Source organism: Acidaminobacter sp. QWL-03, from assembly GCF_058683855.1.
The window spans coordinates 134842-161142 of record NZ_CM178752.1; the positions used below are offsets into that span (position 1 = coordinate 134842).

The 26301-nt window shown below is 44.5% G+C and carries 18 protein-coding genes and 1 tRNA gene; 14 read left to right on the forward strand and 5 right to left on the reverse strand.

Going from position 1 to position 26301, the window contains the following annotated elements:
- Positions 1 to 60 precede the first annotated feature (60 nt).
- The 4 genes from AC4PHM_RS00575 (at position 61) to AC4PHM_RS00590 (ending at position 7295) form a co-directional block, all read left to right on the forward strand.
- Positions 61 to 4200 (forward strand): NACHT domain-containing protein, encoded by a 4140-nt coding sequence (locus AC4PHM_RS00575; protein WP_492018961.1) that lies wholly within the window; start codon positions 61 to 63, stop codon positions 4198 to 4200.
- Between the two features lie 24 nt (positions 4201 to 4224).
- On the forward strand, positions 4225 to 4599 hold the full coding sequence (locus tag AC4PHM_RS00580; protein ID WP_492018962.1) for a recombinase family protein: 375 nt from the start codon (positions 4225 to 4227) through the stop codon (positions 4597 to 4599).
- A gap of 127 nt (positions 4600 to 4726) precedes the next feature.
- Positions 4727 to 5494: a hypothetical protein gene (locus AC4PHM_RS00585; RefSeq protein WP_492018963.1), complete on the forward strand. Its 768-nt coding sequence runs from the start codon at positions 4727 to 4729 to the stop codon at positions 5492 to 5494.
- Positions 5495 to 6311: 817 nt separating this feature from the next.
- Positions 6312 to 7295, forward strand: a complete 984-nt coding sequence (locus AC4PHM_RS00590; protein ID WP_492018964.1) for a recombinase family protein — start codon at positions 6312 to 6314, stop codon at positions 7293 to 7295.
- A 652-nt stretch (positions 7296 to 7947) separates the two neighbouring features.
- Here the strand turns inward: AC4PHM_RS00590 and AC4PHM_RS00595 are convergent.
- Complete coding sequence (locus tag AC4PHM_RS00595; protein WP_492018965.1) at positions 7948 to 8454, reverse strand: HD domain-containing protein; 507 nt, start codon at positions 8452 to 8454, stop codon at positions 7948 to 7950.
- Between the two features lie 186 nt (positions 8455 to 8640).
- On the opposite strand from AC4PHM_RS00595, the gene AC4PHM_RS00600 reads away from it, so the two are divergent.
- Together AC4PHM_RS00600 and AC4PHM_RS00605 are read left to right on the forward strand one after the other, a co-directional pair.
- Positions 8641 to 9528, forward strand: coding sequence for an AraC family transcriptional regulator (locus AC4PHM_RS00600; RefSeq protein WP_492018966.1), 888 nt, complete (start codon positions 8641 to 8643; stop codon positions 9526 to 9528).
- A gap of 141 nt (positions 9529 to 9669) precedes the next feature.
- Positions 9670 to 10692 (forward strand): recombinase family protein, encoded by a 1023-nt coding sequence (locus AC4PHM_RS00605; RefSeq protein WP_492018967.1) that lies wholly within the window; start codon positions 9670 to 9672, stop codon positions 10690 to 10692.
- A 190-nt stretch (positions 10693 to 10882) separates the two neighbouring features.
- Here the strand turns inward: AC4PHM_RS00605 and AC4PHM_RS00610 are convergent, their stop codons facing one another.
- Both AC4PHM_RS00610 and AC4PHM_RS00615 read right to left on the reverse strand, forming a co-directional pair.
- A complete protein-coding gene (locus AC4PHM_RS00610; RefSeq protein ID WP_492018968.1) occupies positions 10883 to 12190 on the reverse strand; it encodes a hypothetical protein in 1308 nt (435 codons plus the stop codon).
- 727 nt (positions 12191 to 12917) lie between these two features.
- Positions 12918 to 12992 (reverse strand) — tRNA-Ala (locus tag AC4PHM_RS00615).
- Positions 12993 to 13211: 219 nt separating this feature from the next.
- Here AC4PHM_RS00615 and AC4PHM_RS00620 point away from each other — a divergent pair.
- The 3 genes from AC4PHM_RS00620 to AC4PHM_RS00630 all read left to right on the forward strand — a co-directional run bounded on the left by AC4PHM_RS00620 (position 13212) and on the right by AC4PHM_RS00630 (position 16021).
- A complete protein-coding gene (locus AC4PHM_RS00620) occupies positions 13212 to 14198 on the forward strand; it encodes a hypothetical protein (RefSeq protein WP_492018969.1) in 987 nt (328 codons plus the stop codon).
- 105 nt (positions 14199 to 14303) lie between these two features.
- A complete protein-coding gene (locus tag AC4PHM_RS00625; RefSeq protein WP_492018970.1) occupies positions 14304 to 15344 on the forward strand; it encodes a CorA family divalent cation transporter in 1041 nt (346 codons plus the stop codon).
- The gene (locus tag AC4PHM_RS00630) at positions 15341 to 16021 is read left to right on the forward strand and encodes a hypothetical protein (RefSeq protein ID WP_492018971.1); all 681 of its coding nucleotides are present in this window, start codon (positions 15341 to 15343) and stop codon (positions 16019 to 16021) included. Before AC4PHM_RS00625 ends, AC4PHM_RS00630 begins: the two co-directional genes overlap by 4 nt.
- 79 nt (positions 16022 to 16100) lie before the next feature.
- Here the strand turns inward: AC4PHM_RS00630 and AC4PHM_RS00635 are convergent, their stop codons facing one another.
- Positions 16101 to 16865 carry a 5'-methylthioadenosine/S-adenosylhomocysteine nucleosidase family protein gene (locus AC4PHM_RS00635; RefSeq protein ID WP_492018972.1) on the reverse strand — a complete coding sequence of 255 codons (765 nt, stop codon included), beginning with the start codon at positions 16863 to 16865 and terminating at the stop codon, positions 16101 to 16103.
- 52 nt (positions 16866 to 16917) lie between these two features.
- Positions 16918 to 18522 carry a hypothetical protein gene (locus tag AC4PHM_RS00640; protein ID WP_492018973.1) on the reverse strand — a complete coding sequence of 535 codons (1605 nt, stop codon included), beginning with the start codon at positions 18520 to 18522 and terminating at the stop codon, positions 16918 to 16920.
- A gap of 202 nt (positions 18523 to 18724) precedes the next feature.
- Here AC4PHM_RS00640 and pepF point away from each other — a divergent pair, with 202 nt between their 5' ends.
- From pepF to nth, 5 genes are all read left to right on the forward strand, one after another.
- On the forward strand, positions 18725 to 20521 hold the full coding sequence (pepF, locus tag AC4PHM_RS00645) for an oligoendopeptidase F (RefSeq protein ID WP_492018974.1): 1797 nt from the start codon (positions 18725 to 18727) through the stop codon (positions 20519 to 20521).
- Positions 20522 to 20738: 217 nt separating this feature from the next.
- Entirely contained in the window at positions 20739 to 21599 is an 861-nt protein-coding gene (locus AC4PHM_RS00650) for a polysaccharide deacetylase family protein (RefSeq protein WP_492018975.1), read from the forward strand.
- A 266-nt stretch (positions 21600 to 21865) separates the two neighbouring features.
- The gene (locus tag AC4PHM_RS00655) at positions 21866 to 22600 is read left to right on the forward strand and encodes a hypothetical protein (protein ID WP_492018976.1); all 735 of its coding nucleotides are present in this window, start codon (positions 21866 to 21868) and stop codon (positions 22598 to 22600) included.
- 37 nt (positions 22601 to 22637) lie between these two features.
- Positions 22638 to 25253 carry an ATP-dependent chaperone ClpB gene (gene clpB, locus AC4PHM_RS00660; protein ID WP_492018977.1) on the forward strand — a complete coding sequence of 872 codons (2616 nt, stop codon included), beginning with the start codon at positions 22638 to 22640 and terminating at the stop codon, positions 25251 to 25253.
- Positions 25254 to 25594: 341 nt separating this feature from the next.
- Positions 25595 to 26260: an endonuclease III gene (gene nth / locus AC4PHM_RS00665; RefSeq protein WP_492018978.1), complete on the forward strand. Its 666-nt coding sequence runs from the start codon at positions 25595 to 25597 to the stop codon at positions 26258 to 26260.
- Positions 26261 to 26301 lie beyond the last annotated feature (41 nt).

A 26301-nucleotide genomic window follows, 5' to 3' on the forward strand; every position in this document is an offset into this window, starting at 1 on the left:
AGCGTATCGATTATTTTTTGAGTTGAGTGAAATTAATCAAGAAGGGAGATAATTTCACACATGATTAATTGGAGAAACATCCGCGGACATAACAATTCACAAAATTGTGCGTTTGAGGAATTGGTCTGCCAACTTGCTAGGCGTGAAAGTTGCAACAATAACAAGAGATTCACTCGACTGGGGACTCCTGATGGTGGTGTAGAGTGTTTTTGGGAAATGGTCGATGGTACTGAAAGAGGTTGGCAAGCCAAGTATGTTTTTACTATTGACGATTTAATTGACCAAGTAGATAAATCAATACAAACTGCAATAAGAAACCACCCTTCAATGACTAGCTATATTGTTGCAGCACCTTTCAATTTACCTGATCCTCATTATATTGGCAAAGCTGGTAGACCAGTTAAAAGCGCGCGAACGAAGTGGCATGAGAGAGTTGTACAATGGAAGAAAGAATTATCTACTGGGGATAAAGTGATTGAAATTGAACTTTGGGATGAATCATATCTAAATGATATGTTAATTAAGCACCAAAATGAAGGCTTAAGATACTATTGGTTCCATGGAAATGAATTTTCCTTTGAACATTTCAAAAATAGTCTTGACGCTTCACTCGCTGATTTGGGGCCACGCTATACACCCGAATTGAATATTACATTGCAGATATCTTCATACTTCGACTATTTGATCCGCAATGAGCGCCCATTAAAAACTATACAGAAGTATCATTTTGATTTGAAGCGCAGAGCTGACGATGTATTAGCGTTTCATGAATACACTAAAAAAATTACTGATATATCAAAAGAACTTGTTGAGATATCAGTATACTTAGGTAAAATCTATCACACTTTGAAGGTGCCATCATATTATGAGATGCAAGTTTTTGGCTATGCAGAATTGATAAACAACCTTAAAACCATTGAAGAAGTTGTATTATCCATGTGGAGTAAGATTGAGGACAATCTCAAACCAACGGAATTTAAAAATTCTCATTATGAAAAAACACTTAACCGGATGCTAAGTATTGTTGATGAAGGGAGCAATCTTTTTTCCAGGTATGGTGAGATCATTAATAATCCATTCATGATCATTCATGGAGAGCCTGGCATTGGTAAGTCCCATTTATTAGCGGATGTTTGCCTCAATCAAATTCAAAGGGGAATTCCATCTGTGCTACTTCTTGGGGATCAGTTTTCGAGAACCACTGATCCACGAGAGATTATCAAACAACGGATGCAGTACACGGGTAGTTTCACATCGCTACTCCAGCTGCTCAATTCTATCGGACAATCTTACAAGCAGCGTGTCCTAATTGCTATTGATGCTTTAAATGAAGGCGGAGGGACTGATATTTGGTTAAAATATCTCGCTGGACTCGAAACTGAGATTAGAAATTATCCTTGGATAGGAATAGCTTTGAGCGTAAGAACAGACTATATTCAAGATATCATACCTGAAAAATGTCTCGAAAAAATGATAGTGGTTGAGCATTATGGATTTGATGATGAATATGATTTCGCGTGTGAACATTTTTTTGAACATTATGGTCTCGAACTTCAAATACCCTCATTCAACAATGAGTTTAACAACCCGCTTTTCCTTAAACTTTTTTGTGAATCCTGTAAGGATATTGGTTATACACAAAAACTACCTTCGTTGCCAAAGGTTCTTAATGGATACATGAAGCATTTAAATGAAAAACTATATAGAAAATTCAAATACGAGAAGTCATTAGAATTAGTAAATGTTGCGATTGAACAATTAGCAGAAGCGTTAGCTCTATCAGAATCATATGCAATTTCCTATTTGGAACTTCAAGAAAAGATTGAGGCCTCAGTAAGTAAAAGCATAGGAATTTCCTCGCCGCCTGAATATTTTAGCTTTGTCGACGCACTAATAAAGGAGGGTGTTTTTAGATCTTTCTCTGGTTATAAAAGTCCTGAGAAAAAAGTAAGTTTTGCATATGACCGCATGAGAGACTACAATACGCTGATTTATTGGCTAAGACAGAAACCTGAAGATGTTGATATTATAGGGTTTATGGAATCATCACCATTTTTTAATAAATTATTTAACAATGGGCACTATGCTCACCGCAACATGCTTGAATTGCTTGCGGTAATTTTACCTGAAAAATTTGAGAAAGAAATCATTGAATGCATACCGGACAGCAAAATTACCCATTCAATGCTTAGAACATTACTTAAAAGTTTTCAGTGGAGAACTAAAATTCACAATGCTTCAAAGATTGGTATGTGGTTGATTGATATTTCAAAGGAAGATTTGGGTTTAAAGGCCTTAATTATAGATGAGTTACTCCCGGTAGCTGCAGTTCCGCAGCACCCTTTTAATATTGAATTTATCGTTGAAAATTTCTTGCAATCACAAAGTATGTCCCAATTGGATGCTTGGTGGACACCACATATTAACAAGAAGTATGACGATTATGAGAATAATATTTACAAACGGATAGTCAAATGGAGCTGGAGAAATGAAAGAAAAAATACAATAGATAGCAATACAAGGTATTTACTTGGTTTAACCCTAAGTTGGTTTTGTTCTTCTTCCAACCGTGCCTTAAGAGACAGATCGACAAAAGGTTTAACCTGTATTTATTTAGGTCATGTTGATGAATTCACTATGCTGTTGAAAACAATGCAAATGGTAGAGGATATATACGTTAAAGAGAGAATATTCGCAGCTGCCTACGGAGCAGTTGTTTATGAAAAAAATAATGATAAAGTGAAGGCTTTGAGTGACTTTATTCTTCAAATCTTTTTCAAATCTGAATCAGTCTTCCCAAACATTTTAATTAGAGATTATGCAAGAGGAATTGTCGAGTATAGTATTCATTGTGGCAATTATGATGAGACAGAATTTGATCATATTAAGTCAATGATTACTCCGCCTTATGGAAGTCTCATGCCTGAGAATATTCCATCTGATGATGATATAAAACTCCTTGGTGAAAAGTATACTGATAATTATGGTTTAATAAGTATCTGCTCTTCAATGGCTACTGGTCAGAATTATGGTGACTTTGGTAGATATATTTTCAAGTCTGCTCTAAATGAATTTGTAGGGATCAACATCAAGAATATGGAAAAGTGGAGTCTAGCACGAATTATCGAACTTGGCTATGATCCAAATATTCATGACAAACAAATGCTTCACTATGAAGGCCGAGGTAGTAATCGTATTGAAAGAATAGGGAAAAAATATCAGTGGATTGTGTTTCATGAGATATTAGCAATGGTTTCGGATAACTACTTTTTGGAAGATGATAATGGGTGGAATGACAAAAAAAGTGTATCTTACAAAGGACCATGGAAGCCTAATGTTCGTGATATAGATCCTACATTATTAATTAGTGATAAAAAAGGACAGAGTTACAAACAACCACCAAAATCATGGTTAAGTAATTTTGAATATCTTCCAGTTGAAAAAGACGGTGCGGAATGGATCAATGAAGAATTAGATATTAATGATAAGCTAATATTGTTAACTGATTTAGAAGGTGTTGAGTGGGTGGTATTTTGTTCTTATCCATATTGGAGTGAATTTCCCGCTGACTTTACTGATAATAATGATTCAGATAAAAAGTCTATGCGAGCGTATATTTTCTCTTATGTTACTGAACATGAAAAACCTGACACTTTTGATGTGACTGAAATGAACGTGCTAAACTGGTATAGTGTTTTCGCTGGAGAGTATTATTGGGCACCTGCGTATAAAGATAATCTAGAAATGTATAGTGCTCTTGATTGGGAAAAAGTAAGATTGAAAACTGGAAAAACAATCGAAGTGATGCAGACTTCACAGCGCAATATCTGGGAAAAAGGAACTGATTTTTCTAAAGAAGATACTATCGCATTTGATATCCCAACAGGCTATATTTCAAGTAGTATGAATATGGAAAGTTCTCCGAAAACAGGTAATTACTATTTGAATGGCGACCTAGTTTGTATGAATCCAAGCATTAATAATGAAGTTAATAATCAGTTGTTAATAAGAAAAGATGTACTTTGTAGTTGGTTAGAAAAAAACAACCTACGAATCTTTTGGCGGGTCAAAATCGAAAAGTATCTATCAAAAGGCAGTACGCATGAAACAAAGAAATGGGCTGATTATGAGGGGGTGTACTATCTAGATAGTAAGAAAATTGTAGGTCATATAGCTTGTGTGGCTAGCAGCAATCGCTAAATCATCAATTTTATTTCTATTTTATTGCCAGATGGCTACAGCATCATTGGCATACAAAAAGAACTTAAATCAAGAGAGATCAAATCGCCTACTGGTCGCGAAGACTGGAGTAAAAGGACGCTTGAAAACATACTTCAGAATGAAAAATATACGGGTGATGTGATGGTTATGAAAACCTTCAATGAAGGCTTTCTGAATACTAAACGTAAGGCCAATCGTGGAGAGAAAGCGCGATACTTAGCAATAGGCAATAATCCAGTGATCATCCCAAAAGAAGTGTTTGATAAAGTCGCTGCCATCAGAGCAGAGAGAAGCAATGTTATAAAAGACGAAGAGGGAAATATTAGAAAAACGACGAAATATAGTATGAAAAAATCCACTCAGGAACCTGAAAAATAGAGCATACATCACAATTATTGTAATTGGTTGTATCACTAGGCAGGATTCGTCCATTTACTTTATGCAGATATTGTCGTACTATGTACTTAACAAAAATACAACGAGTACAGCAGAAAGGATTTGTCTTATGCGAGCGAATGAAAGTCTCGAAAATGGCATACAACAAAGAATCATTGACAGCTTAAACGAACTTAATCGACCTGATTTATTCAGAAGTCCCATCATTGCCTTTTCATCAGCTGAAGATGAGCAATATTCAAAACTCAAAGAGATCATTGGAGACTGGCACTTAAACCCTACAGAACTATTGCCGGATGCCAAAAGTGTGATTAGCTATTTTGTTCCTTTCACAAAAGCGGTTGCCATGGAACCCAAAACTGTGGTGGATGGTTCCTTTCTATGGTCGGAAGCATATCAGGAAATTAACCGTCATTTCGATAAGATGAATCAAGCGGTGGCGGACTATCTGACAAAGCTTGGCTACTCAACGAAAACGATTCAGGCAACACATACCTACGATCCGAAGGATTTGAAGTCCATGTGGTCACACCGAAGCGCAGCTGCAATTGCAGGTTTGGGTGCCTTTGGTCTGAACCGATTGCTGATCACAGAAAAGGGCTCCGCTGGACGCTTTTGCACGGTGATCACGTCTGCACCTTTACAGGCGAATATTAAACCAATCGATAATAAATGCTTATATATGAAAAATGGGTCATGTTCTCTTTGCCTTAAAATATGCCCTGTTCAAGCTCTGGAGACGAACTCTTTCAAAAAGTTTGATTGTCAGGATGAGCTCAACAAAAATCAGGCGCTGATGACGGAAAGCACACCTCTGGAAATGGCAGATACCTGCGGGAAATGCATCAGTGTTTGCCCAGTGGCATACATAGAATAAGGTTTGAAAAAAGACATAGGATCCTCTATTGAGGGGACTATGTCTTTTGGCTGTATATTACTATTCTTCTTCTTATAAGGTGTAATATGCTTAAGAGAGAAGCAATATCACAAGAGATGAAGTGGGAAATATTAGAAAAACGACGAAATATAGTATGAAAAAAACCACTTAGGAACCTAAAAAATAGAGAATTTGCAAGCGTTAAGTTGATGAGGCTAATTTTAAATGAGGTATAGGCTAATATTTTATGTAAAATAATGGGGTTAAAAATAGTTAGGACACAAATCGTATTCGGTGGAATAAAAAGTTAAGAAAATGTCTTTAAAAATGAATCAACTCACCAGAAACGGCTCCAATTCAAATGTTCAACGATTGGTATTAATGTTCAACGATAGGTCGGAAAATGCACCCTTTTGCTCTAATGTTCAACGATTTAAGTTAATGTAAAACACACTAATATAGGGATATTAAGCCATGAATGGCGTTATAGTGCAAAAATCGTGAAACAAGCGTTCTTGCGAGAATCCCCGCAGGCCGCTTGTTTCAACGCGTTGAGGGTAAAATAAAAACACCTACTGATAAATGCTCTTTATCAATAGGTGTTTACAGATGTGAGAGGTTGAGGCTATTTCAGGCCGATTTTCCAATAAAGCCATTGGACGAATTTGCTTTTTAATCGAAAGACGTCTCTCAGAGATAATATAAGAATCAATGGTTAGATTATGTAAACCGGTGTATTTTATGGGTATAAAGTGTTTTATTGAATATATTCGTTTTGACTAGGCTATCCTCGGTTTAATTCTAAGGAGTCTTGGGAATGGAAACAAAACCGAAAGTGACACGCATCGATAGGCCTCAACTACCAAAGACCACTCGAGTAGTAATTTATTGTCGCGTCAGCTCTAATACATATGATCAGTTAAACAGCTTATTTAGGCAGATATCATTTTATACTTACTCGACCTATCTTCGATATGATTGGGATTTGGTGGACATCTATGTTGATGTTGAATCTGGATCGAGCACAGATACTCGTACTGGTTTACAACGGATGATAGAAGATAGTGCTAAAGATAAGTTTGACTGGATCATTACCAAAAGTGTTAGCCGTTTTGGTCGCAATACACTAGAAACACTTGAAGCAATTAGAAAATTACGTGAACGAAGAATTGAAATTTACTTCGAAAATGAGAATCTGCACGCGCTTTCAGATAGGGACACTTTTCTCATGGAGATTATAGAAGGATTTGCTCAAGAAGAAAACAGATCAAGACGTGAAAATATCAGATGGGGTATTATGCAGGCTGTGAAATCTGGTAACAAAAAAATGTTCAATCGAAAGTGTTACGGTTATATTCATGATGCAAATGGAGAATTAGTTATTCAGGAAGAAGAGGCTGAGGTCGTCAAATTGATTTTTGACTTGTACGGATCGGGCTACAGTATCGTCGGTATCATAAAAGAACTAAAAGCAAGGCAGATCAAATCCCCTACAGGTCGTGAGGAGTGGAGTAAAAGGACACTCGAAAACATACTAGAGAACGAGAAGTACATCGGTGATGCAATCCTTATGAAAACCTATAATGAGGGTTTTCCGGTGAGTAAGCGTATGACAAACCGAGGAGAAAAAGACCTGTTTAAGATAGAAAACAACAATCCTGCGATAATCTCAAGAGATGTATTTGAAAAAGTCGCTGCTATAAGAGCAGAAAGAAGTAACATTACAATGGATATGGATGGAATTAAAAGAAAGGCAACTAAATATAGCATGAAAAAAACCACTAAAGAGCCTGATAAATAGAACATAAAACGCAATTATCTTGATGAGGCTATTCTCCTAAGTACATAGGCTAAAAATTTTGTTAATATATAGCAATTTCAAAATACTTAGCCCCCAAACGCATAATTGTGAAATGGCGGCGCCTTCCATTATTTGGACATCCGCTGAAATTAGCCAAAATCAATTGTTCAACGATTGGTCCTAATGTTCAACGATTCCTCGGAAAATGCACCCTTATGGTCAAATGTTCAACGATTTAAGTTTAAGTAAAATACACTACAAAAGGGTTAAAATGATTAAAATGGAAATATAGTGCAAAAATTGTGAAACAAGCGTTCTTGCGAGAATCCCCGCAGGCCGCTTGTTTCAAAGGTTTGAGGGCAAAATAAAAACACCTACTGATAAATGCTCATTATCAATAGGTGTTTATGGATGTGAGCAGACAAGGCTAATTTGGGCCGATTTTCAATTAAACTGATTCTAAGAATCTACTTAAATAATTGGGGGCTGACTCTGAGAAAATAATTAAAATTAATGTTTGGGCTCTGAGAACCGGTGTATTTTATTGGTATAGAGTGTTTTTTGGTTTTTGACCGTTTTGAGTAGGCTATTATTGGTTGATCTGCGTTTTGACATGGAATATTTTGAAAATTAAACACTTGCTGCATCAATTCTAAAACATACGATCTAATAGTATTTTTTCAGCTAGTCTAATGCCGGATTTAGTTTGAAAGTTCTTTTGGATTGCTGCTTTCATGTTATCTTTGTTATTTTTTCCAATCATCTTTTTTAACGCTTCAAGCATATCTGCTTCCCATAAAATTATGAAGTCAGTACCATGCACTTTTGAGAATGTATGATGATGCCCGATAATATAACATATCCTTTCTATTTCCGTTTCATCTAAATTCTCATCTTCCAAAAGAATTTTTGCGGACGAGGGACCTTCTTTTTCTTGATAAGGACCCGATGTGGATCCATATTTCAATTTTGCATTTATCATACCAATGTCATGAAGTAAAGCAGTGACGGATATCAACTCGCGCGTTCTACCGCTAATTTTTTCGCCAGCCATTATTAATTCGGCGTTATCTAAAACGTTTAGAGCATGATCAATCTCTGATGGTATAGTCGTTTCGAATGCAGACATCATTTTTATTTTGATTTTTTCTATAAGCATTTGTTTAGTCTCCTTAGTATAGCATTTTGAAAAGCAGATCATGATATTATGATACTTCAAGTTTCATAAAATAAATTGTTTCATATTGCTATAAAATATGCACAAATTGCTATGTGTTTGATGCATTAATTGTATATCTGTAAAAATCAAATGTTATCAACTGGGAAGCGAGGAGGTGTAACTTATATGGAGAAATATCAAGTGCAGTATTCTCGTCAGATGATGCTAACAAGCGACTTTGAAATTCATAGGAAGTCTGGTGAAAGTAGATCTTCTGGGCAGCGGAACTGTCATGTATTCCATGAAATATATATACTTCTCAAAGGTGATGCGAAATTTATTGTTGAAGGTATAACATACGCTTTGAAATCAGGGGATATTCTATTCATTAGTAACAATGAAGTACATTATCCGATGCCAGAAGAAAATCAATCATACGAGAGAATTGTCGTTTGGATTAATCCTTATTTATTGAGAAATATTAGCTCGGAGAAGACAAACCTAGAAAAATGCTTTGATACTTCTGATGAGAATAGAAATAACATACTAAGAGTCAGCAGCAAATTGATGACTTTAATTCTCAATCTCATAGTAAATTTAGAAAAAGCTATGCTATCTGAAGATTATGGAAATGATTTGCTCAAGAGTGCGATATTTATGGAATTGATGGTGACTTTGAATACTTTGTATTTAAATAATTCACTCAGTGATTCATCGATTGATATTTCAAGTAATCGTAAGATAAATGAGGTCTTGAGTTACATCAATTCGAATTTGAACAATAAAATTTCACTAGATGATCTGGCATCCAGGTTTTATATTAGCAAATACCATTTATTGAGAATGTTTAAAAAAAGTACTGGGTTTACGATTCGTAGATATATACAGCAGAAAAGGCTAATGTACGCACGTGACTTGTTGATCCAGGAGTATTCCATTAATGAGATATGCGAGCTTTGCGGATTTAACGATCATTCAGGATTTGTAAGATCGTTCCATAATGAATTTGGAATTTCTCCGAAGAAATACAAAAAACAAATTCAGGAAAACTATTTTGATAAAATGTCTCATTAATTTGCCTCATGCATTTGATAAGCAAATTCAATCAAATTATTGGATTTATATAATGAGTGTTTTCGACTGCATGTGGTACTTCTATCAGAAATGGTGCTTTGATTAGGCTATTCCCGGTTTGAAATTTAAGGAGTCTTGGGTATGGAAACAAATCCGAAAGTGAATCGTGTATTTCTATCTCAACCCTTTCCACTAAAGACCCTTCGAGTAGTGATCTATTGCCGTGTCAGCTCTAATTCAGTTGAGCAGTTACATAGTTTGACCAATCAGATATCATTTTTTACTCAAGAAGTTTATCGTATGATGGGTCACGTATTAGTGGATTTCTACATTGATATCAGATCCGGCTCGAACACTTCCGAACGCGTTGCTTTTCAGCAGATGATGGAAGACAGCACAAAAGATAAGTTTGATATGATTATCACCAAAAGCATCAGCCGGTTTGGACGCAATACTGTTGAAACACTTGATGCGATCAATAAACTGCGCGCACAAGGTATAGAAATCTACTTCCAAAACGACGATATATACGCGAAGGATGGAAAGAACACCTTTGTTATTGAAGTCATGGAAGCTATAGCGGAAGAAGAGAACAAGTCAAGACGTGAAAATATTAGGTGGGGTATTCTAAAGGGTGTAGAATCCGGCAATTCAAAGATGTTCAATCGAAAGTGCTATGGCTATGATCAGAATGAAAAAGGTGAGTTAGTCATAAATGAAGAAGAGGCTGAGGTCGTCAAATTGATTTACGATCTTTACAGTTTAGGCTATAGTGTCGTTGGCATACAAAAAGAACTTAAATCAAGAGAGATCAAATCGCCTACTGGTCGCGAAGACTGGAGTAAAAGGACGCTTGAAAACATACTTCAGAATGAAAAATATACGGGTGATGTGATGGTTATGAAAACCTTCAATGAAGGCTTTCTGAATACTAAACGCAAGACCAATCGTGGAGAGAAAGCGCGATACTTAGCAACAAGCAATAATCCAGTGATCATCCCAAAAGAAGTGTTTGATAAAGTCGCTGCCATTAGAGCAGAGAGAAGCAATGTTATAAAAGATGAAGAGGGAAATATTAGAAAATCGACAAAATATAGTATGAAAAAAACCACTCAGGATAGATTAGTCGGATCAATAAAAAAGAGACCCTCCCAGCCAAAATGATCAATATCATCCAAAGCTTGAGTGGGTCTCCACATTATCTAATCCTGCTAGTCAAACCGCTAATACTTTCGATAAGCTACACCTTTCCAACCTTTGTTTATAATTTTATGATCAGCATATCAATTATAAAACAGTTTCTCCTAATCTCAATATGATCTGAAATTTATCAGTCTATCACCAACTATACAACTTAGAATCCCATCGCTTCACCTTTTGTTCTAGTCCTATATTCACCAATCGTTACTTCTGCAAAGTACCCAGTACCTATGTCTTCTCTAGATTCGAGTCCAGGCATCCTGCTTACAGTCCCGCTTGGTATCCCTTTAAACAACATGCTGCTCCCTTTCTGAATAATTTTCGATTCTACATTTGATCCTTTCATCACAAAAGTTCCAGAACCGGATTCTATCAAATCAAGAACCAAATAAATATCCAAGGTAACATCCTCAAAAAAATCTTTATTCTGTACTATATCTGATTCATCTGGATCTACAGGCCAAATCGTAGTTGTCACAGTGAGATCTCCTTCTATTTCAAGATCAAGGACTACCGGTCCGGATAAACTCAATGGAATATCAATTTTAGACGCTGGAATCTCAGAAGTGAATAATCTTGAAACTTCATTGAACATATGGTCGCTTTGACTGATACTGATTAGGTACTTGTCATTTGAGTTGTCATATGAAATGTCAAAGTACCAACTGTATGAATACCATCCGGATATATCACCCTCTTCATATTCCACTTCACCGCCTGAAGCGGCAACCATCTGGAATATCCTACCTTCAACTATTTCAGGTTTACCCTTTTGTGTGTTCATAACACTTGATTTTTGAGATTGAGTTTTTAATTCAGGCTCAGGTTCCGGTTCAGTAATTACCTGGCCGATAGTTGTTGTATACCATATTAATTTTGAAAGGCTGCCTTCGATATTCTCAATTTCATTCCCATCAATATTACCCGAAATAAGTACCGACCAATGGTTGCCTCTAATTTTTGAATTGACTTTGATGTCTGACTCCTTCATATGTTGTTCCATCATTGTACTTGTCTTATCTCCAATGACTGCATGAATATCAAAGTCCTTGGTCTCTTCGACGACCTCAAATTCTCCATCATAGTCACCATCTTCAATTGAGGTGATCCCAGTCAACTCAGCTGAGAAATCAAGGATGTCTCCCGTTTTGTTTTTCAGATCAATTTTTCCTTTTGGAATATCTGCTTTGAAATACCTGCCGCCCATAGAATAGCCATCTTCATCGTTATAATCAATATTATAGGTTAATATGTAATGTGCCGGATTTTCTTCAGATAGTTTTATCAGTATGTTATGACTCTCATTTAAACCATCATTATTAGGATTTTCAACTATCCATTCAAAACTAAGACCAGATAGATCCCATACTTCTTTGGTTACGTTTCCTTTTTCAGCAAACACAGGACCCAACGCTAAAACGATAATAACACTCATCGCTAATGCAATGATCCTTTTGAACATATATACTCCTCCAGTATAAATTCATTTGTCGGTTCGCTTTACCAGATCCATACATCAATGTATTTTATGATAAACATAATCATCCCCCGGTATGCATATGTTTGATGTGCCTTCTTAGCCGCAAAATTAGTAAAATGTACGATTAAAAATGACTTTTTCTAACAACAAATGACAATTCATTATGCTGTATTTATACCCAAAAGTTAACATAACACCATGATAATAATGTCAAACTAGTAAAATATTTGTGATATATAAATCAAACACTATAAAAAGACCCACCAAGCCAAGCCCCAAAAATAGTACATTTCTTCTTCTAAGTTGGTGAGGCTAATTTTAAATGAAGTATAGGCTAATATTTTGTGTAAAATAATGGAATCGAAAATGGTTAGGATACAAATCATATTTCGAGTAAAATATCCACCAATTACAATTTCAAGAAAAGTATCAATTGGCTGAAAGTGGCCTCAATTCAATTGTTCAACGATTGGTCCTAATGTTCAACGATTCATCGGAGAATGCACCCTTATGCTCAAATGTTCAACGATTTAAGTATATGTAAATTACACTAAAATAGGCGTTATATACCATATATGGCATTATAGTGCAAAAATTGTGAAACAAGCGTTCTTGCGAGAAACCCCGCAGGTCGCTTGTTTCAAAGGTTTGAGGGCAAAATAAAAACACCTGCTGATAAATGGTCTTTATCAATAGGTGTTTACAGATGTGGTGGAGGTAAGGGGATTTGAACCCCTGACTTTCACGCTGCCAGCGTGACACTCTCCCGCTGAGTTATACCCCCAAGTCTGCCTAAAACTTATTTTACCAAGATCACAGGATCTGTCAACGGGTATTTTCAAATGCTTTAAGATTTTTTGACCTTTTTTTCAAAAACCGTTTTCCATCTCAGTAGATTTGTCACAGCCTCAAACTCAGCGTATAATGGTGCTAAGTGATTATTAGCAGATTCTGACCTTCGACAAGCAGAAATGAATCACCGCAAAAATAAGGAGGCGAGCCCATGGAAGTTCAAAAAAATTCCGCCCAGTCGACAAAATATAATAACAGTCGCCACGTCAAGAGACGAACCTCAAGTCCACTGATACCAACACTTCTAATTTTGCTGATCGCTCTGGCCATGACGGTGACGGGCTGTCAAAAACCTGAGACGCCTGCTGAACCGGTTGAGCCTTTGCCGCCGGTGGTGGTTGAGGAACCATCGGCGGAAGGAGTTGCTGAAGTGCCGGAAGCTCAGCTGATCCATGATCCTAAAGACAACCCTCAATTTGGATATGGCGACGAGCAGGGGATTTTTGCTTTGATGCTGAGCGATCCGAAAACCCTGAGTCCCGAGGCGTACACGAGCCTGACGCTGCCGGGTGGCGCAGTGACGGAGATCAAGTACGAGGGCATTCAACCGCCGGGTCCCAACGACACCGTCATGGATATCTCCTCCAACTTCAAGCAGCGCTACGGCGCGGTTTATAGGCTAGCTAACGGTAAGATTCCGGAAAATGACAGCGTCACCCTGATGACGGCACCCTTTGTGGCCAACAGAACCTTCCACAAGTTGACTAAAGTGGGAATGCCAAGTGCGGACCAGGCACTTCTAAAAAAGATTGAAGCTGAAAAAAAGATGGTCATGAAGCACTTCTGGCATCTGTATGACGCAGAAAATGGCGCCGGGATTTATCTGGCTCAGTTCGAACCACAAGCGGATCAGGCCTTGCTGACGCTGGTGCTGCGGGATCCAGAGGACGCTCTCTGGTATGCTTATTTTCCTGCGAATTACGTCAAGGAGCTGGATCTCTACAGCTGGCGAGTAGATGACGGCGGCGAAGTCCACCCTGAGAATTTCATAGTCGGGTGGCTGGCGGATTTTGGTTCAACACCGGAGCTCGCGCTTTATTGGCGCGGCGCGGAAGGTGAGGTTCTGTACTGGTTCCGCGGGGACAACGGGGGGCTTATCAAGAACCTGGAAGGGTACAGATACTGGGGCGCCTACTGAAGCGTCTGAAAAGCTTCGCCCAAAGTTGTTGCTTCGCCCTGCGCAGCTTTCGCGTCGGAGTGCTTGCTCACCTATAAGAAAATAACCCTGAAATGAGGGATGACCATGGAAAAACTCAACCGCAGCTTTATCAACGAAAGCGAGCATCAAGGTGAGGTCTATTACAGAGGCTACCATAATGGCCAGTGGCGCCTGCTCCCGGAGGACGCGCCACTGGATGATGTCAACTGGATCGATGTTCGAGGTCAGATATCGGAGCATGATTGGTCGTCCATCGCGGCCCAGCTGGGGCTGCAGTTGGATGTCCTGCTTGACAAGGTCGAGAGTGGCCAGCATTCTCAGTACTTCTTTGACCACCAGAGCGAGGGGATCATTGCCCGGGTGCTGATGCTGGATGAGCCTAAGTTCAGTGGTGTGGATGAGCCCGTAGATGAGACTGACTTGGCTGAACGGCTAAAAAAAGCCAAAATGCATCTCTCCACCGGCCAGCTGACGTTGATTCAAACCAAGGAAGCCATCCTGACCATGACGGACAACGCGGATGCCTTGGTGAACCACGTGCTCAAGCGTTACCGCGAAGCGGATGAAACCATGGACCCGGAATACTTCGTCTATTTATTGCTGGACAGCATCATTGATGAGTATTATCATGTCATGATGGAGATGGAAGCGCGCTACGAGCTCCTCGAGGAAATGATTTTGACAAGTCGCATGACTGACCGCCTCAGCGACCTGCACTACTTCAGGAAGACGCTGTTCACCGTCAGAAATGCGGCCAACAACCTCCACGACGCCCTCGAAAACCGGATGATGGACCGTCAGGAATCCCAGTCGGTCTATATGCGCGAGCTCTATGAGCACCTGAGGAGCCTCGAGGACTACGCCCTTTATTTTCGCGAAGGGATCACCAGCTTGATCGAAATTATGCTGACCATGAACGACAATCGGCTCAATGAAATAATGGCCACCCTGACCGTCTTTGCGACAATTTTTATCCCGCTCACGTTTTTGACCGGGGTCTACGGAATGAACTTTGAGTTTATGCCCGAACTGAAGATGCCTTATGCCTATCCGGTGTTTTGGCTGATTACCATCGCCCTCACCGTCTATATGATTCGTTACTTTAAAAGGAGAACCTGGCTTTGATTCCATACCACAAGGACTTTCAAGAAAAAAATCCAAAAACCAGTTTTAGCCGATGGTCACCCAACCCCCAACACCGCCTCCTTTTACTGCTTGTGCTGGTCGTCACCATCGGGCTGATTCTTTTTGGCTGCGGTCAAAGTGGGGTGGCAGAGAAAGGGGTGACCGAAGTTACCGTTGAGGCGGCTTCAGGATCAGCCGAAGTGGAAGCTTCATCGGCCCCCGTACCTTTAGAACTTAAACCAGAAACTAAACCCAGCCAGGTCATTGAAGATATGGCCATCCAAGTCTTCGCCATTGAGGCATCGCTGGGAGAAAACTATTACCAGCATGTCAAGGTCGACCTCAATGAGGATGGAAACCCCGAAACCCTTGTGTGGCTGTACGGTGCCAATTTCACCACGACTAAAGGTGACGCCCTGATGATCCTGAAATCCGATGGCACTCTGCTACAAGCCTTTCACACCGTGCATGCCCCAATTACACTCAGTGGTGAAAAGTCAGGACAATACCGTTCGTTTTACATGTACAGTGAAAATGGGAAATACGCCAGATTTGACTTTGGCATCCAGTATCCTGAGGTTATGGAGATGGCCTGTGAGGTGGATTACGAGGCGGTGGAGGGCACGGAAATCTTCCAAGGCCTTGGTGGGGATGCGGCGCATCCCGTCCTGTTTTAAGACGGAAGTCGGTGTCAGACACCGACTTCCAAAATATAAAAGGTGCCTGCGGCTGAAGCCACTGGCACCTTTATCCTTATCACAACAACTCGAAAGGTCTCGCATACATCGGAATTCTGGTATTGCGCTGGGGTTGACGCAGGGTGAGCTGCTTTGCAATAACCGGAAGCAAGCCGGCAAAAGCCGCCATAATCTCTGGCGTCCTATTGATGAAGCTTTCGGCTTGATCCACTTGGGACAAATCTTCCTCAGGAATATCCGAAACGCCTCTCAAAATCAGGACAGGCACGTGATTGTGATGGCAGACCAGCGCGACGGCGGCGGATTCCCAGTCGGCGACATCGGCATGATGCGCCATTAAGGTCTTTCTGACGGCAAAATCAATATCCTGATCCGCCGTGGCAACTGTTCCACTCACCAACCCCAAAGGTTCCAACACCTCTCTGATCCAGTGGTTGTCAATGTGGACATCATAGGCCTCGTAGAAAAAATCATTGGTGTCACAGAGGCGGTCGATACAATCATACTGCGCCGCCCGATCTGCATACAAAAGGCCGCCAATTGCAGGCTTCCCGCTGACACCGCCGCAAGTCCCCAGCATAACATGAAGGTCAGGGCTGTGGGCCGACAGGGCATGCTGGCAAGCCGCGCCGGCCACGGTTTTGGAGGGTCCGCCCTGAAACAGAATGAGGTCGACGCCCTCCAGGGTCATGCTGTGATATTGTGAGAACGGGCCAAGTGCTTCTGGAACAAGGGGTGCCATGACATCTAGAGCGTTCTCAAGGGCGCGCCATTCCGTACGGCAGCCAACTTGAACAGTGATGGTTTTCCTGGCAGCAGACATGTTGTTGCCTCCTTGCGGGGTTATTTTCTTCGAAGTCATATTAGGCACCTATCTAAGGCAGCAGTCTCGACCGGACGTCCACTTCAGGAAAGGCCAGCCCATACCGAACATCTACAAACATATCATAGACCTGTGCTTCGGACAGCGTTTTTGGCGGCAGCGTGGCCAGGATATAATCCTCTCCCAGGCTGAAGCGCTGGCTCATGTCCACTTGAACGGTGGAGGCCAGATCCATGTATTGCTTGGCCTGCTCAATGAGGATGACTTCAAGCTTGTCTGCAGCCGCGCCGCTGGGATCCCCGAGAAACTCGTTCAGAGTCACTCTCTTGCCTGTGGTCAGATCGAACACCGCGGCTTCATTAAAGTTGACGTTGACCTCGGTCTCCGGATCAAAGGAGGACGCCGCCAGCTGAAAACTGGCCCACCGGTCGTTGGCGAACTCGAGATAGAATCCCAGGTTGTAGGACGCCTTGGGATTCTGACCCCATGCGACCTTTTCCTTGAGCTGCTCCATAATCAAATTCAAATTGCCTTCCATGGTGCTCATGACCGCCATGTCTTCAAAGCCATACAGCTCAGGACGGGATTCGTAGAACGTTGGGTGCTTGTAATTGTAAATGGCTTTTATGCCTTTTGGGGAAGCAAACCCAAAGCGCCTGAAGTTCTGCACTGCGTCGACATAGGCGTACTCTGAGGCGTCAGTGCCTTCCGGAAGGCCTGTCACCAAAGAGGCGAGTGCTGCAAGGCCGCTGTCTGGCGCACGATCCATCACACCAACAAGCAAATCCTTAAACTCCGGATTCAGCGTGTTGGTCTCATAGTTGAAGGGACCGCTTCCCATGGTGCCGGAAAACAGCATACCGTAGGACCATCTCAGCAGCGGCTCGAGGTAGACAGTCTGGTAAGGCGAGGTCGACGACTTAAGGGCTTCCTCCACCTTCAGCGTGTAATCGACGAAGGCATTGTACGGCAGTAGGCCCGTTTGGTAGGACTCAGAAAGAAAGCCGTAATAGGATGCGGAGAGGCTGAAGTAGGTTTTGAAACCATCGGCTAAAGCACTGAGCTTTGAAAGGCGGTCAAAATCAAAGCCCGGCCCCACATATTCGCCGTACTCGACCATGCGCATATAGCTCTGGTCCAGGACCTCGAAGTACCTGCGCAGCGCGGGATCCTCAATGTCTTTGATCTTGGCGGCGTCCCACTGCCGCTCGAACAGGGTGTTGTAGACGTCGAAGAGAGGGCTCTCTGTGTCGCCGTCTTCGCTGTACAGCGCCCGCGACAGCACGCTGGTCTGGTATTTGGCGTGATCAAACCAGCGGGAGGTGATGCGGTCCTTGACCTGCTCGTCCTCGGTGGCCTCTAGGGCCTTCAGCCAGGCCGCCGTGACCACGTCGAGCTCTGCGTCTTCGGCCATCAGGCTATAAAGCGCCTCTTCAAGGGCTTCTTCTGCCGATGGTTCCGGTGCCGGCGTCTCAACCTCCTCAGGGGGCGTCGCTGTACAGGCCCCCAGCAGCGCTGAGGTACTTAGAATCAGAAGGATCAAAAGGCTGGACAGCAGACGGCTGCCTGACCGGCTGGAAAAAGTGAATTGTCTGAATGAGTGCACTCGGCTTGACAGTCCGAGTCGCCCCAATAGGTCAAATAGTCTTTGTCTCATGATCTCACCGGATCCTTTCGTTCTCAAAAGATGAAAATCTATTTTTACTATACCACTCGAAACTTAAGAAAGTCTCAAAAATTGGCATCATTTTGTTTCGCAGGTCCTTTTGCAAGGTATACACTAACATACAGAAAAATTTTCAAGCCAGTCGCTGTGGGCAAACCTCAGACGGGCTGGAATTGGAAGGAGACGAAAGATTGTGAACACATTGTCGCAGCGACAAGACATCCCGGCGGAGCACCGGTGGGCCATACGGGAAATGTACCCGGATGTGGAAGCCTGGGAGCAGGAATTTGCAGGGACGCGTGAGCTGATAGAAGCCCTTGCTGCATTTAAGGGCAAGACCGGGAAATCCGCGGATACCCTCAGAGGCGCTATTGACGCGGAACTGGCGCTGTCCAGAAGGATCTCCAATTTATATACCTTCGCGAAGATGCAGCTGGATGAAGACACCCGGATTGGCGAGCACCAGGCCTTGGTGTCCAGGATGGAATCCCTGTCCGTGGCTGCCCAGGAAGCGGGGGCGTTTTTGGTGCCTGAGATTATGGCGATTGATAAAGCCATCATGAGCCTGTACATGGGCGCTGGTCCGCTGGCGGAGTATAAGCAATACCTGGACAACATTTTAAGGTTTAAAGCCCATACGCTTTCGGAAAAAGAAGAAGCGCTCCTCGCCATGGCGGGGGATCTGGCTTCTGCGCCGAGCACCGTGTTTGAAATGCTGAACGCAGCGGACATGAAGTTTCCGGTGGTGGAAGACGCTGAGGGGAATAAGATTCAGCTCACTCACGGCAATTTCATTCCGACTATGGAGAGCCAGGACCGCACCCTTCGTCAAAATACCTTCAAGGCCTACTACCAGTGCTATCAGGATCACATTTTCACCATGGCGAGCCTGATTCAAGCGGAGGTCAAGAAGAACCAGTTTTTCGCCAAGGCCCGCAACTTTAAGAGTGCCAGAGAGGCGGCGCTCTTTGAAAATCATGTGCCGGTGAAGGTGTATGACCAGCTGATAGAGGCGATTCACCGCAATCTGCCAAAGCTTCACCAGTATATTTCGGTTAGGAAAAGGATCCTGGGACTTGAGGAAATGCATATGTATGACCTCTATGTACCGCTGATTCCTTCGGTGACGAAGAAGATGGATTACTCAGAGGCCAAGGTGCAGGTGGTTGAAAGCCTGGAGCCACTTGGCGCAGAATATGTGGAGACGGTTCGGTCGGCCTTTGATGAGGGCTGGATAGACGTCTATGAGAATGCCGGCAAGCGCGGCGGCGCCTACTCATGGGGGACTTATGACTCGAAGCCGTATATTCTGCTGAATTACCAGGGGACCCTCGACAGCGTGTTTACGCTCACCCACGAGATGGGGCACTCGATGCATAGTTATATGACTCACCATCGGCAGCCGTATCTTTATGGGCACTACAGCATTTTCCTGGCGGAGGTGGCGTCGACCACGAACGAGGCGCTCCTCAACGACTATCTCCTGAAGCGCGTGAAGGACAAGGCGGAGCGGCTGCACCTGCTGAACCACTACCTGGACCAGTTCCGGACCACGGTGTTCCGGCAGGCCATGTTCGCGGAGTTTGAGCGGGAGATCCATGGGGCGGTGGAGGCAGGCGGCGCAATAACTGCCGATGGTCTGAAGGCTCTCTACCGCAGCCTGAATGAAAAATATTACGGACCGGACGTGGTGATCGATGACGAGATTGCCATTGAGTGGGCGCGGATCCCGCATTTCTACTACAACTTTTACGTCTTCCAGTACGCCACGGGCTTCTCGGCGGCGATCGCACTGTCGAAGGCGATCCTGGACAAGGAGCCGGGGGCGGCGGAGCGTTACCTGGAGTTTTTGGGTGCTGGCCGCAGCGCGTATCCAATAGAGATTTTGAAGCGCGCGGGGGCGGACATGGCTTCCGGAGCGCCGGTGGATCAGGCCCTGGAACTGTTTGGTGAGTTGGTGGAAGAGTTTGATCAGTTGACGAGGGCATAGCCCGTTGAAAAGGTGGGAAGGCTGATGACGCGGGTGCGCCATCGGCTTTCCTTTTGTTGGAATAAGTTGGCAGCAGCGGCTAGTGCCTATTCCCCCTTCCTCTGCTTTCCGGCACCCCTTTTCCAAATGAAGTGAAACAAAATTTGAATTACTTTCATTCCTTTAATCTTTTCTTAATCCTTTTGAGGTATTATGTTGGAGTAAGGGAGGTGTTTGGTTGCGAACGAAAAAAATAATGCAAGTGCTTGGGATGATTCTATCAGCGGTCGTTTTCCTTGGGGGATGCACCGCTCAAAATAATGAAGCAAAGAAGGCGCCGGAAGGCTCAGCAGAAGGTTCGACCGTGGGTATATTGGCGGAAGAGGCGGCTCAGTACACAGCGGATCAGGCTGAAACGGCAGCTGAAGGCGAAGTGGTTCAGAGTATGATGGCAGCGGGTGCGGAAAATTTGTCGGGTGGTGAACCTGCATCCAGAATGGCAGGGGAGTCTCAGGCAGCGAGTTATGGACAGAAGGAAGCCTGGATTCGATCTGAAAAGGCTGAGGTGAGATACCCTGTCATAGAAGGTCTGGGGGATCTTGAGCTTCAAAATGAGATCAACGACGCTATTTATTCAGCGGTCAATGGCTATGTGGTATCGGCGAATGATGATGGGGATCAGGTCACTCTGGACTATGAGATCACGCGGATGGATGATGAGATTCTGTCGGTGGTGATCAGAGGGCTTCAACCTCATGAGAAGAGCACTTATGATGTCATGTTTTCAGTGAATCTTGTTGCGGGAACGTCGAGGGAGATTAATGCATCGACTTTGTTCCTGAATGATGAGGTGTCGAAGAAGGCGCTTACAGCGCTTCTTCAGGGCGCGGATGAAACTTTCTCAAGCGAGTTCGGGCCATGGCTTGGCATTTATTTTGAAGAAGATAATCTCAACTTTTTCTATTTGGAGAACGACAAGGCGGCGGTGTACAATGTCATTTCTGTTCCGCTGGCAGAGTTGATGCCGTATTTTAAAGAAATGCCTTGGATGGGCATTGAAGCTGAAGTGACAGAAGGCACGGCGGAATCAAAACCATAGCAGTTTATTGCAAACAGACCTTTGGGTCTGTTTTTTTTTTTATTTTTGAATAAGCATTAGAACTTAGTGGTTTGATCGAATGCGAAAAATGGGATCAGTGTTACAAATATATTACCGTCCCCAAACTGAAAGCTGTCCGCGTCACTGGTTCGAAACTTGTCCGCGTCACCTGTTTTAATTTGTATTTGTAATTAATAATATCGTTGACAAAATAATAATTTGGTGACAAAATATAGTTGAGGATATAGCGAAAGGCAGGTGAGACCATGTCAAAGAGCATCATCAGCTTAGTGTTGTCGAACGCGACAGTTTCCAAGGTGGACAGAGAATGCGCGCGGACTGGCAAGAGTCGATCCCAGCTCATTGATGACTTGCTGGCAAGGCATTATGGGATAGATCTCCCATCGATTCGTTTTTCAGAAATTGTGGGCATGCTGAATGAACGTATGGCCATGCTTCATACAGTGTCTGTTCTCCAGGATGTTGCGGATAACGCTGTTGAATTTCGCACAGCCCTGACCTACCGTTATCAACCCAAAATTCTGTTTCAGATTCAGTTCAGCATGTCAGAGCAGTGGCTGACGGCGACGCTCAGGATCTCAACGAGGACAACCTCAGCGGCACTGCTGTCGCTGCTTAAGGACTTTTTCATGCGGCTGGACAATATGGAAGTGTTGAAAATCAACGAGGCCCGGCGAGGCGGAATGCTGACTTCGCCGCTTCCAGAGGCGCTGCCGCTTGACGCATGGGATAGAATGAACCTGCTTCCAAGAGATCAAGGACGAGCACCGGTGACGGCCTTCGACGGCACCCGGTTCATCCGCCAATACCGCTTCAACGCGCTGGAAACCACCAGCGAAGAGGTGGCGGACCTGCTGCTCAACACCTGCAAGTGGATCAACCGGTCGCTTAATCTCTACTTTGGCAGGGAGGAAGGCGGGCCGGGGTTTGAGCCGTCCCTGGAAAAACTCTATTTTGAATTAATGAAAACCAACCGTTAGAAACTCAAATTCTTTAAATACAAATGAGGTGATTTGAATGAATCCTGAAAAATACACGCAAAATGCTATGAGGGCGTTACAGCACGCCATAAATCAAAGTGTCGAAAACGGAAATCCGACTGTGGATCTGGATCATGTTTTAGAGGCGCTTTTAGCGGATCCCCAAGGTCTCATTCCATCCATATTGAAGCGTATGGAGATCGATGTGAGTGGGCTGCAGAATGTGGAACGGGAGACCATCGGCAAAAAACCTAAAGTGAGCGGGGGGAGCCAGCCCATGCTCTCGAGCGAAGCGACCAAGGCGCTGAACCAGGCGGACCAAGAGGCGGAGGCTATGGGGGACCACTACGTCAGTGTGGAGCACCTGATGCTGGGGCTGATTGCCCATGCGCCAAAAGAACTGAGACAGCGGCTGGAGCAGCGGGGGGTCAGCCGGGACAGCTTCCTGCAGCACCTTCAGGCGGTGCGGGGGCATCAAAGGGTCACCACGGATAATCCTGAGGGGACTTACGACGCCCTGGAGAAATACGGTACGGACCTGGTGAAACGGGCCACGGAGAATAAGCTGGATCCGGTGATTGGGCGTGAAGAGGAAATTCGGCATACCATTCGGATTTTGTCACGCAAAACCAAGAACAATCCGGTGATGATCGGTGAGCCGGGGGTCGGAAAAACGGCAGTGGTCGAGGGTCTGGCCCAGCGGATTGTGCGGGGGGATGTGCCTGAAAACCTGAAGAATAAGCGCGTTTATTCCCTGGACATGGGGGCGCTGCTTGCGGGCGCGAAGTACCGGGGCGAGTTTGAAGAGCGGCTCAAGGCGGTACTGGATGAGGTAGCCAAAAGTGAAGGCGGCATTATCCTGTTTATTGATGAGATTCACAATATTGTCGGGGCGGGACGGACGGAGGGGTCCATGGACGCCGGCAATATGCTCAAGCCGCTGCTGGCGCGCGGAGAGCTGCGCTGCATTGGCGCCACAACACTGGATGAGTACAGGAAATATATTGAGAAAGATTCAGCGCTGGAACGACGTTTTCAGCCGGTGATGATCGATGAGCCAACGGTGGAGGAGACCATTTCGATTCTGCGGGGGCTCAAGGAGCGTTATGAGATTTATCATGGAGTCACGATTCACGACGCCAGCCTGATTCAGGCGGCGATCCTGTCACACCGCTATATCACGGACAGGTTCCTGCCGGACAAGGCCATTGACCTGGTGGACGAGGCCTGCGCGCTGATCAAGACAGAGCTCCAGTCCATGCCGACGGAGCTGGACGAGGTCAGTCGGGACATCATGCGCATGGAGATCGAAGAGGCGGCGCTGGTCAGGGAGACGGATGAGGCGAGCCTGAAGCGCCTTGACAACCTTCGCCGGGACATTTCTGAGCGCCGGGATGAGCTGAAATCCCTCATGGCGGTTTGGGAGAGTGAGAAATCTTCCATTTCCAAGGTCAGCGCGCTGAAGGAACAGCTGGAGGCACTGCATCACGAAGCGGAGGCTGCGGAGCGGGATTATGATTTAAACCGGGCGGCGCAGCTCAAATATGGGGACATCCCGGCGCTGGAAAAAGCGCTGGCTCAGGCGGTTTTGGAATCTGAGGGACGTGGCGAGAATACGCTGCTGAGGGAGAGTGTGACCCCTGAAGAAATCGCGAAAATTGTCTCCCGCTGGACGGGCATCCCTGTGGCACGGATGATGGAAGGCGAGCGTGAAAAACTGCTGAGGCTGGAGGAGATTCTTCACGGGCGGGTTATTGGCCAGGATGAGGCGGTGCAGAAGGTTGCGGACGCGATTCTGCGGTCTCGCTCTGGGATCAAGGATCCGAACCGGCCAATTGGATCGTTTCTGTTCCTCGGACCGACCGGCGTTGGTAAGACGGAGTTGGCCAAGACCTTGGCTGAGGCGCTGTTTGACAGCGAGGACAACATGGTCAGGATTGACATGTCGGAGTACATGGAGAAACACTCCGTGGCGCGCATGATTGGGGCGCCTCCGGGGTATGTGGGCTACGAAGAGGGCGGACAGCTGACGGAAGCCGTGAGACGCAAGCCATATTCGGTGGTGCTGTTTGACGAAGTGGAAAAGGCTCACAGGGATGTGTTCAATGTGCTGCTGCAGATCTTGGATGATGGCCGAATTACCGACTCCCAGGGCCGCACGGTGGATTTCAAGAATACCGTGTTGATTCTGACGTCAAATATTGGCGCTCCAATGCTCCTTGAAGGGGTGGACGCGGAAGGCCATTTGAGGGCGGGGGTCAGGAACGCGGTGCTCAGCGAGCTGAAACATGCTTTCAGGCCGGAGTTTCTGAATCGTTTGGATGAAACAGTTCTGTTCAAGCCATTGGTCAGGGAAGAGATTTCCAAGATCCTTGATTTGCTGCTGGCGTCCATTGAAAAACGACTGTCCGAACGTGAGATTAAAATTCACTTGTATGACACGGCGAAAGCGCTGATCCTCAAGGAGGGCTATGATCCAGCCTTTGGGGCGCGCCCGCTGAAGCGCTATCTGCAGCGGAGCCTGGAGACGACTCTGGCGCGGGCTCTCATTACTGGAGAAATCAATGACGGCGATACCGTGTCGGTGGTCGCCCGTGGCGGCGCGCTGGCGATTGAGAAAGAGGATCGCCAACGAGAAGAGGAAAAGGAATAAAAATGGAAGCGGGATTGCCTAGGCGATCCCGCTTCTGTTTGCTTGAGGCTGAAGGTTATGCCGATGGTTTCACGACCGACAACCTTGAATTGTAGTAAATTGTGTGAAGCTCTGGCACTGGATTCAAAGTTGTCCGCGTCACCAGTTTCGTTTTTGTCCGCGTCACCAAAGTGAAAGTTGTCCGCGTCACCAAGTTGAATCACCAAGTCGAATCGGCTTAAAAATTTAAGCCAAATTTCAAATTAGGTTTACTTTTGTTTTGTGAATTGACATAAAAACATTGACGTACCCTTTTAACGCTGTTACAAAATGGTTATAATAAAGCATCGAGGTGCATAACCATGGCAAAAACTAAAGTCTCCAAACCCACAAAAAAAGAGAAGGCGCAGATGATCGAGCTGCTCCTGGCGCTTTATCCGGACGCAGCACCCGAACTCACCTTTAATTCAGATTACGAGCTCCTGGTCGCGGTCATCTTGAGCGCCCAGTGTACGGACGTGCGCGTCAACGAGGTGACCAACATCCTATTCAAGCGCGCCAACACACCGCAGGCCATGACAACCATGAGCCTGGAGACCCTTGAAGACATCATCCGCCCCTGCGGGCTGTTTCATACCAAGGCCAAAAACATCATCGCCATGTCCCAAACGCTAGCCCAGAACTTTGACGGTAAAGTGCCCGAGACCCTGGAGCAGCTGATGGCACTGCCGGGCGTCGGCAGGAAGACGGCCAACGTGGTGGTCAGCAATGCCTTTGGTGTGCCGGCCATAGCCGTGGACACCCACGTGTTCCGCGTTTCAGCACGGCTGGGGCTGGCCTCAGGCCAGAATGTCGACAAAACCGAGCAGGAGCTGATGAAAGTCATACCCAGGGAGCACTGGACCAAACTCCACCACTGCTTGATCCTACACGGCCGCCGGGTGTGCAAAGCGCGAAAGCCGGCCTGTGAGACCTGCGGACTGAAAGTTCTTTGTCCCCACGGCAAAACGGTGCTGAGCGAAGTCTAACCTTTAGGGAATGAATAATTTCTCATTTGCAATAACTATTC

Excerpts from the sequence above, each read along its gene's own strand:
- AC4PHM_RS00575 (WP_492018961.1), top strand. The coding sequence starts at position 61 with ATGATTAATTGGAGAAACATCCGCGGACATAACAATTCACAAAATTGT.
- AC4PHM_RS00585 (WP_492018963.1), top strand. The coding sequence starts at position 4,727 with ATGCGAGCGAATGAAAGTCTCGAAAATGGCATACAACAAAGAATCATT.
- AC4PHM_RS00590 (WP_492018964.1), top strand. The coding sequence starts at position 6,312 with ATGGAAACAAAACCGAAAGTGACACGCATCGATAGGCCTCAACTACCA.
- AC4PHM_RS00595 (WP_492018965.1), bottom strand. The coding sequence starts at position 8,454 with ATGCTTATAGAAAAAATCAAAATAAAAATGATGTCTGCATTCGAAACG.
- AC4PHM_RS00600 (WP_492018966.1), top strand. The coding sequence starts at position 8,641 with ATGGAGAAATATCAAGTGCAGTATTCTCGTCAGATGATGCTAACAAGC.
- AC4PHM_RS00605 (WP_492018967.1), top strand. The coding sequence starts at position 9,670 with ATGGAAACAAATCCGAAAGTGAATCGTGTATTTCTATCTCAACCCTTT.
- AC4PHM_RS00610 (WP_492018968.1), bottom strand. The coding sequence starts at position 12,190 with ATGTTCAAAAGGATCATTGCATTAGCGATGAGTGTTATTATCGTTTTA.
- AC4PHM_RS00620 (WP_492018969.1), top strand. The coding sequence starts at position 13,212 with ATGGAAGTTCAAAAAAATTCCGCCCAGTCGACAAAATATAATAACAGT.
- AC4PHM_RS00625 (WP_492018970.1), top strand. The coding sequence starts at position 14,304 with ATGGAAAAACTCAACCGCAGCTTTATCAACGAAAGCGAGCATCAAGGT.
- AC4PHM_RS00635 (WP_492018972.1), bottom strand. The coding sequence starts at position 16,865 with ATGTCTGCTGCCAGGAAAACCATCACTGTTCAAGTTGGCTGCCGTACG.
- AC4PHM_RS00640 (WP_492018973.1), bottom strand. The coding sequence starts at position 18,522 with ATGAGACAAAGACTATTTGACCTATTGGGGCGACTCGGACTGTCAAGC.
- AC4PHM_RS00655 (WP_492018976.1), top strand. The coding sequence starts at position 21,866 with ATGTCAAAGAGCATCATCAGCTTAGTGTTGTCGAACGCGACAGTTTCC.
- clpB (WP_492018977.1), top strand. The coding sequence starts at position 22,638 with ATGAATCCTGAAAAATACACGCAAAATGCTATGAGGGCGTTACAGCAC.
- nth (WP_492018978.1), top strand. The coding sequence starts at position 25,595 with ATGGCAAAAACTAAAGTCTCCAAACCCACAAAAAAAGAGAAGGCGCAG.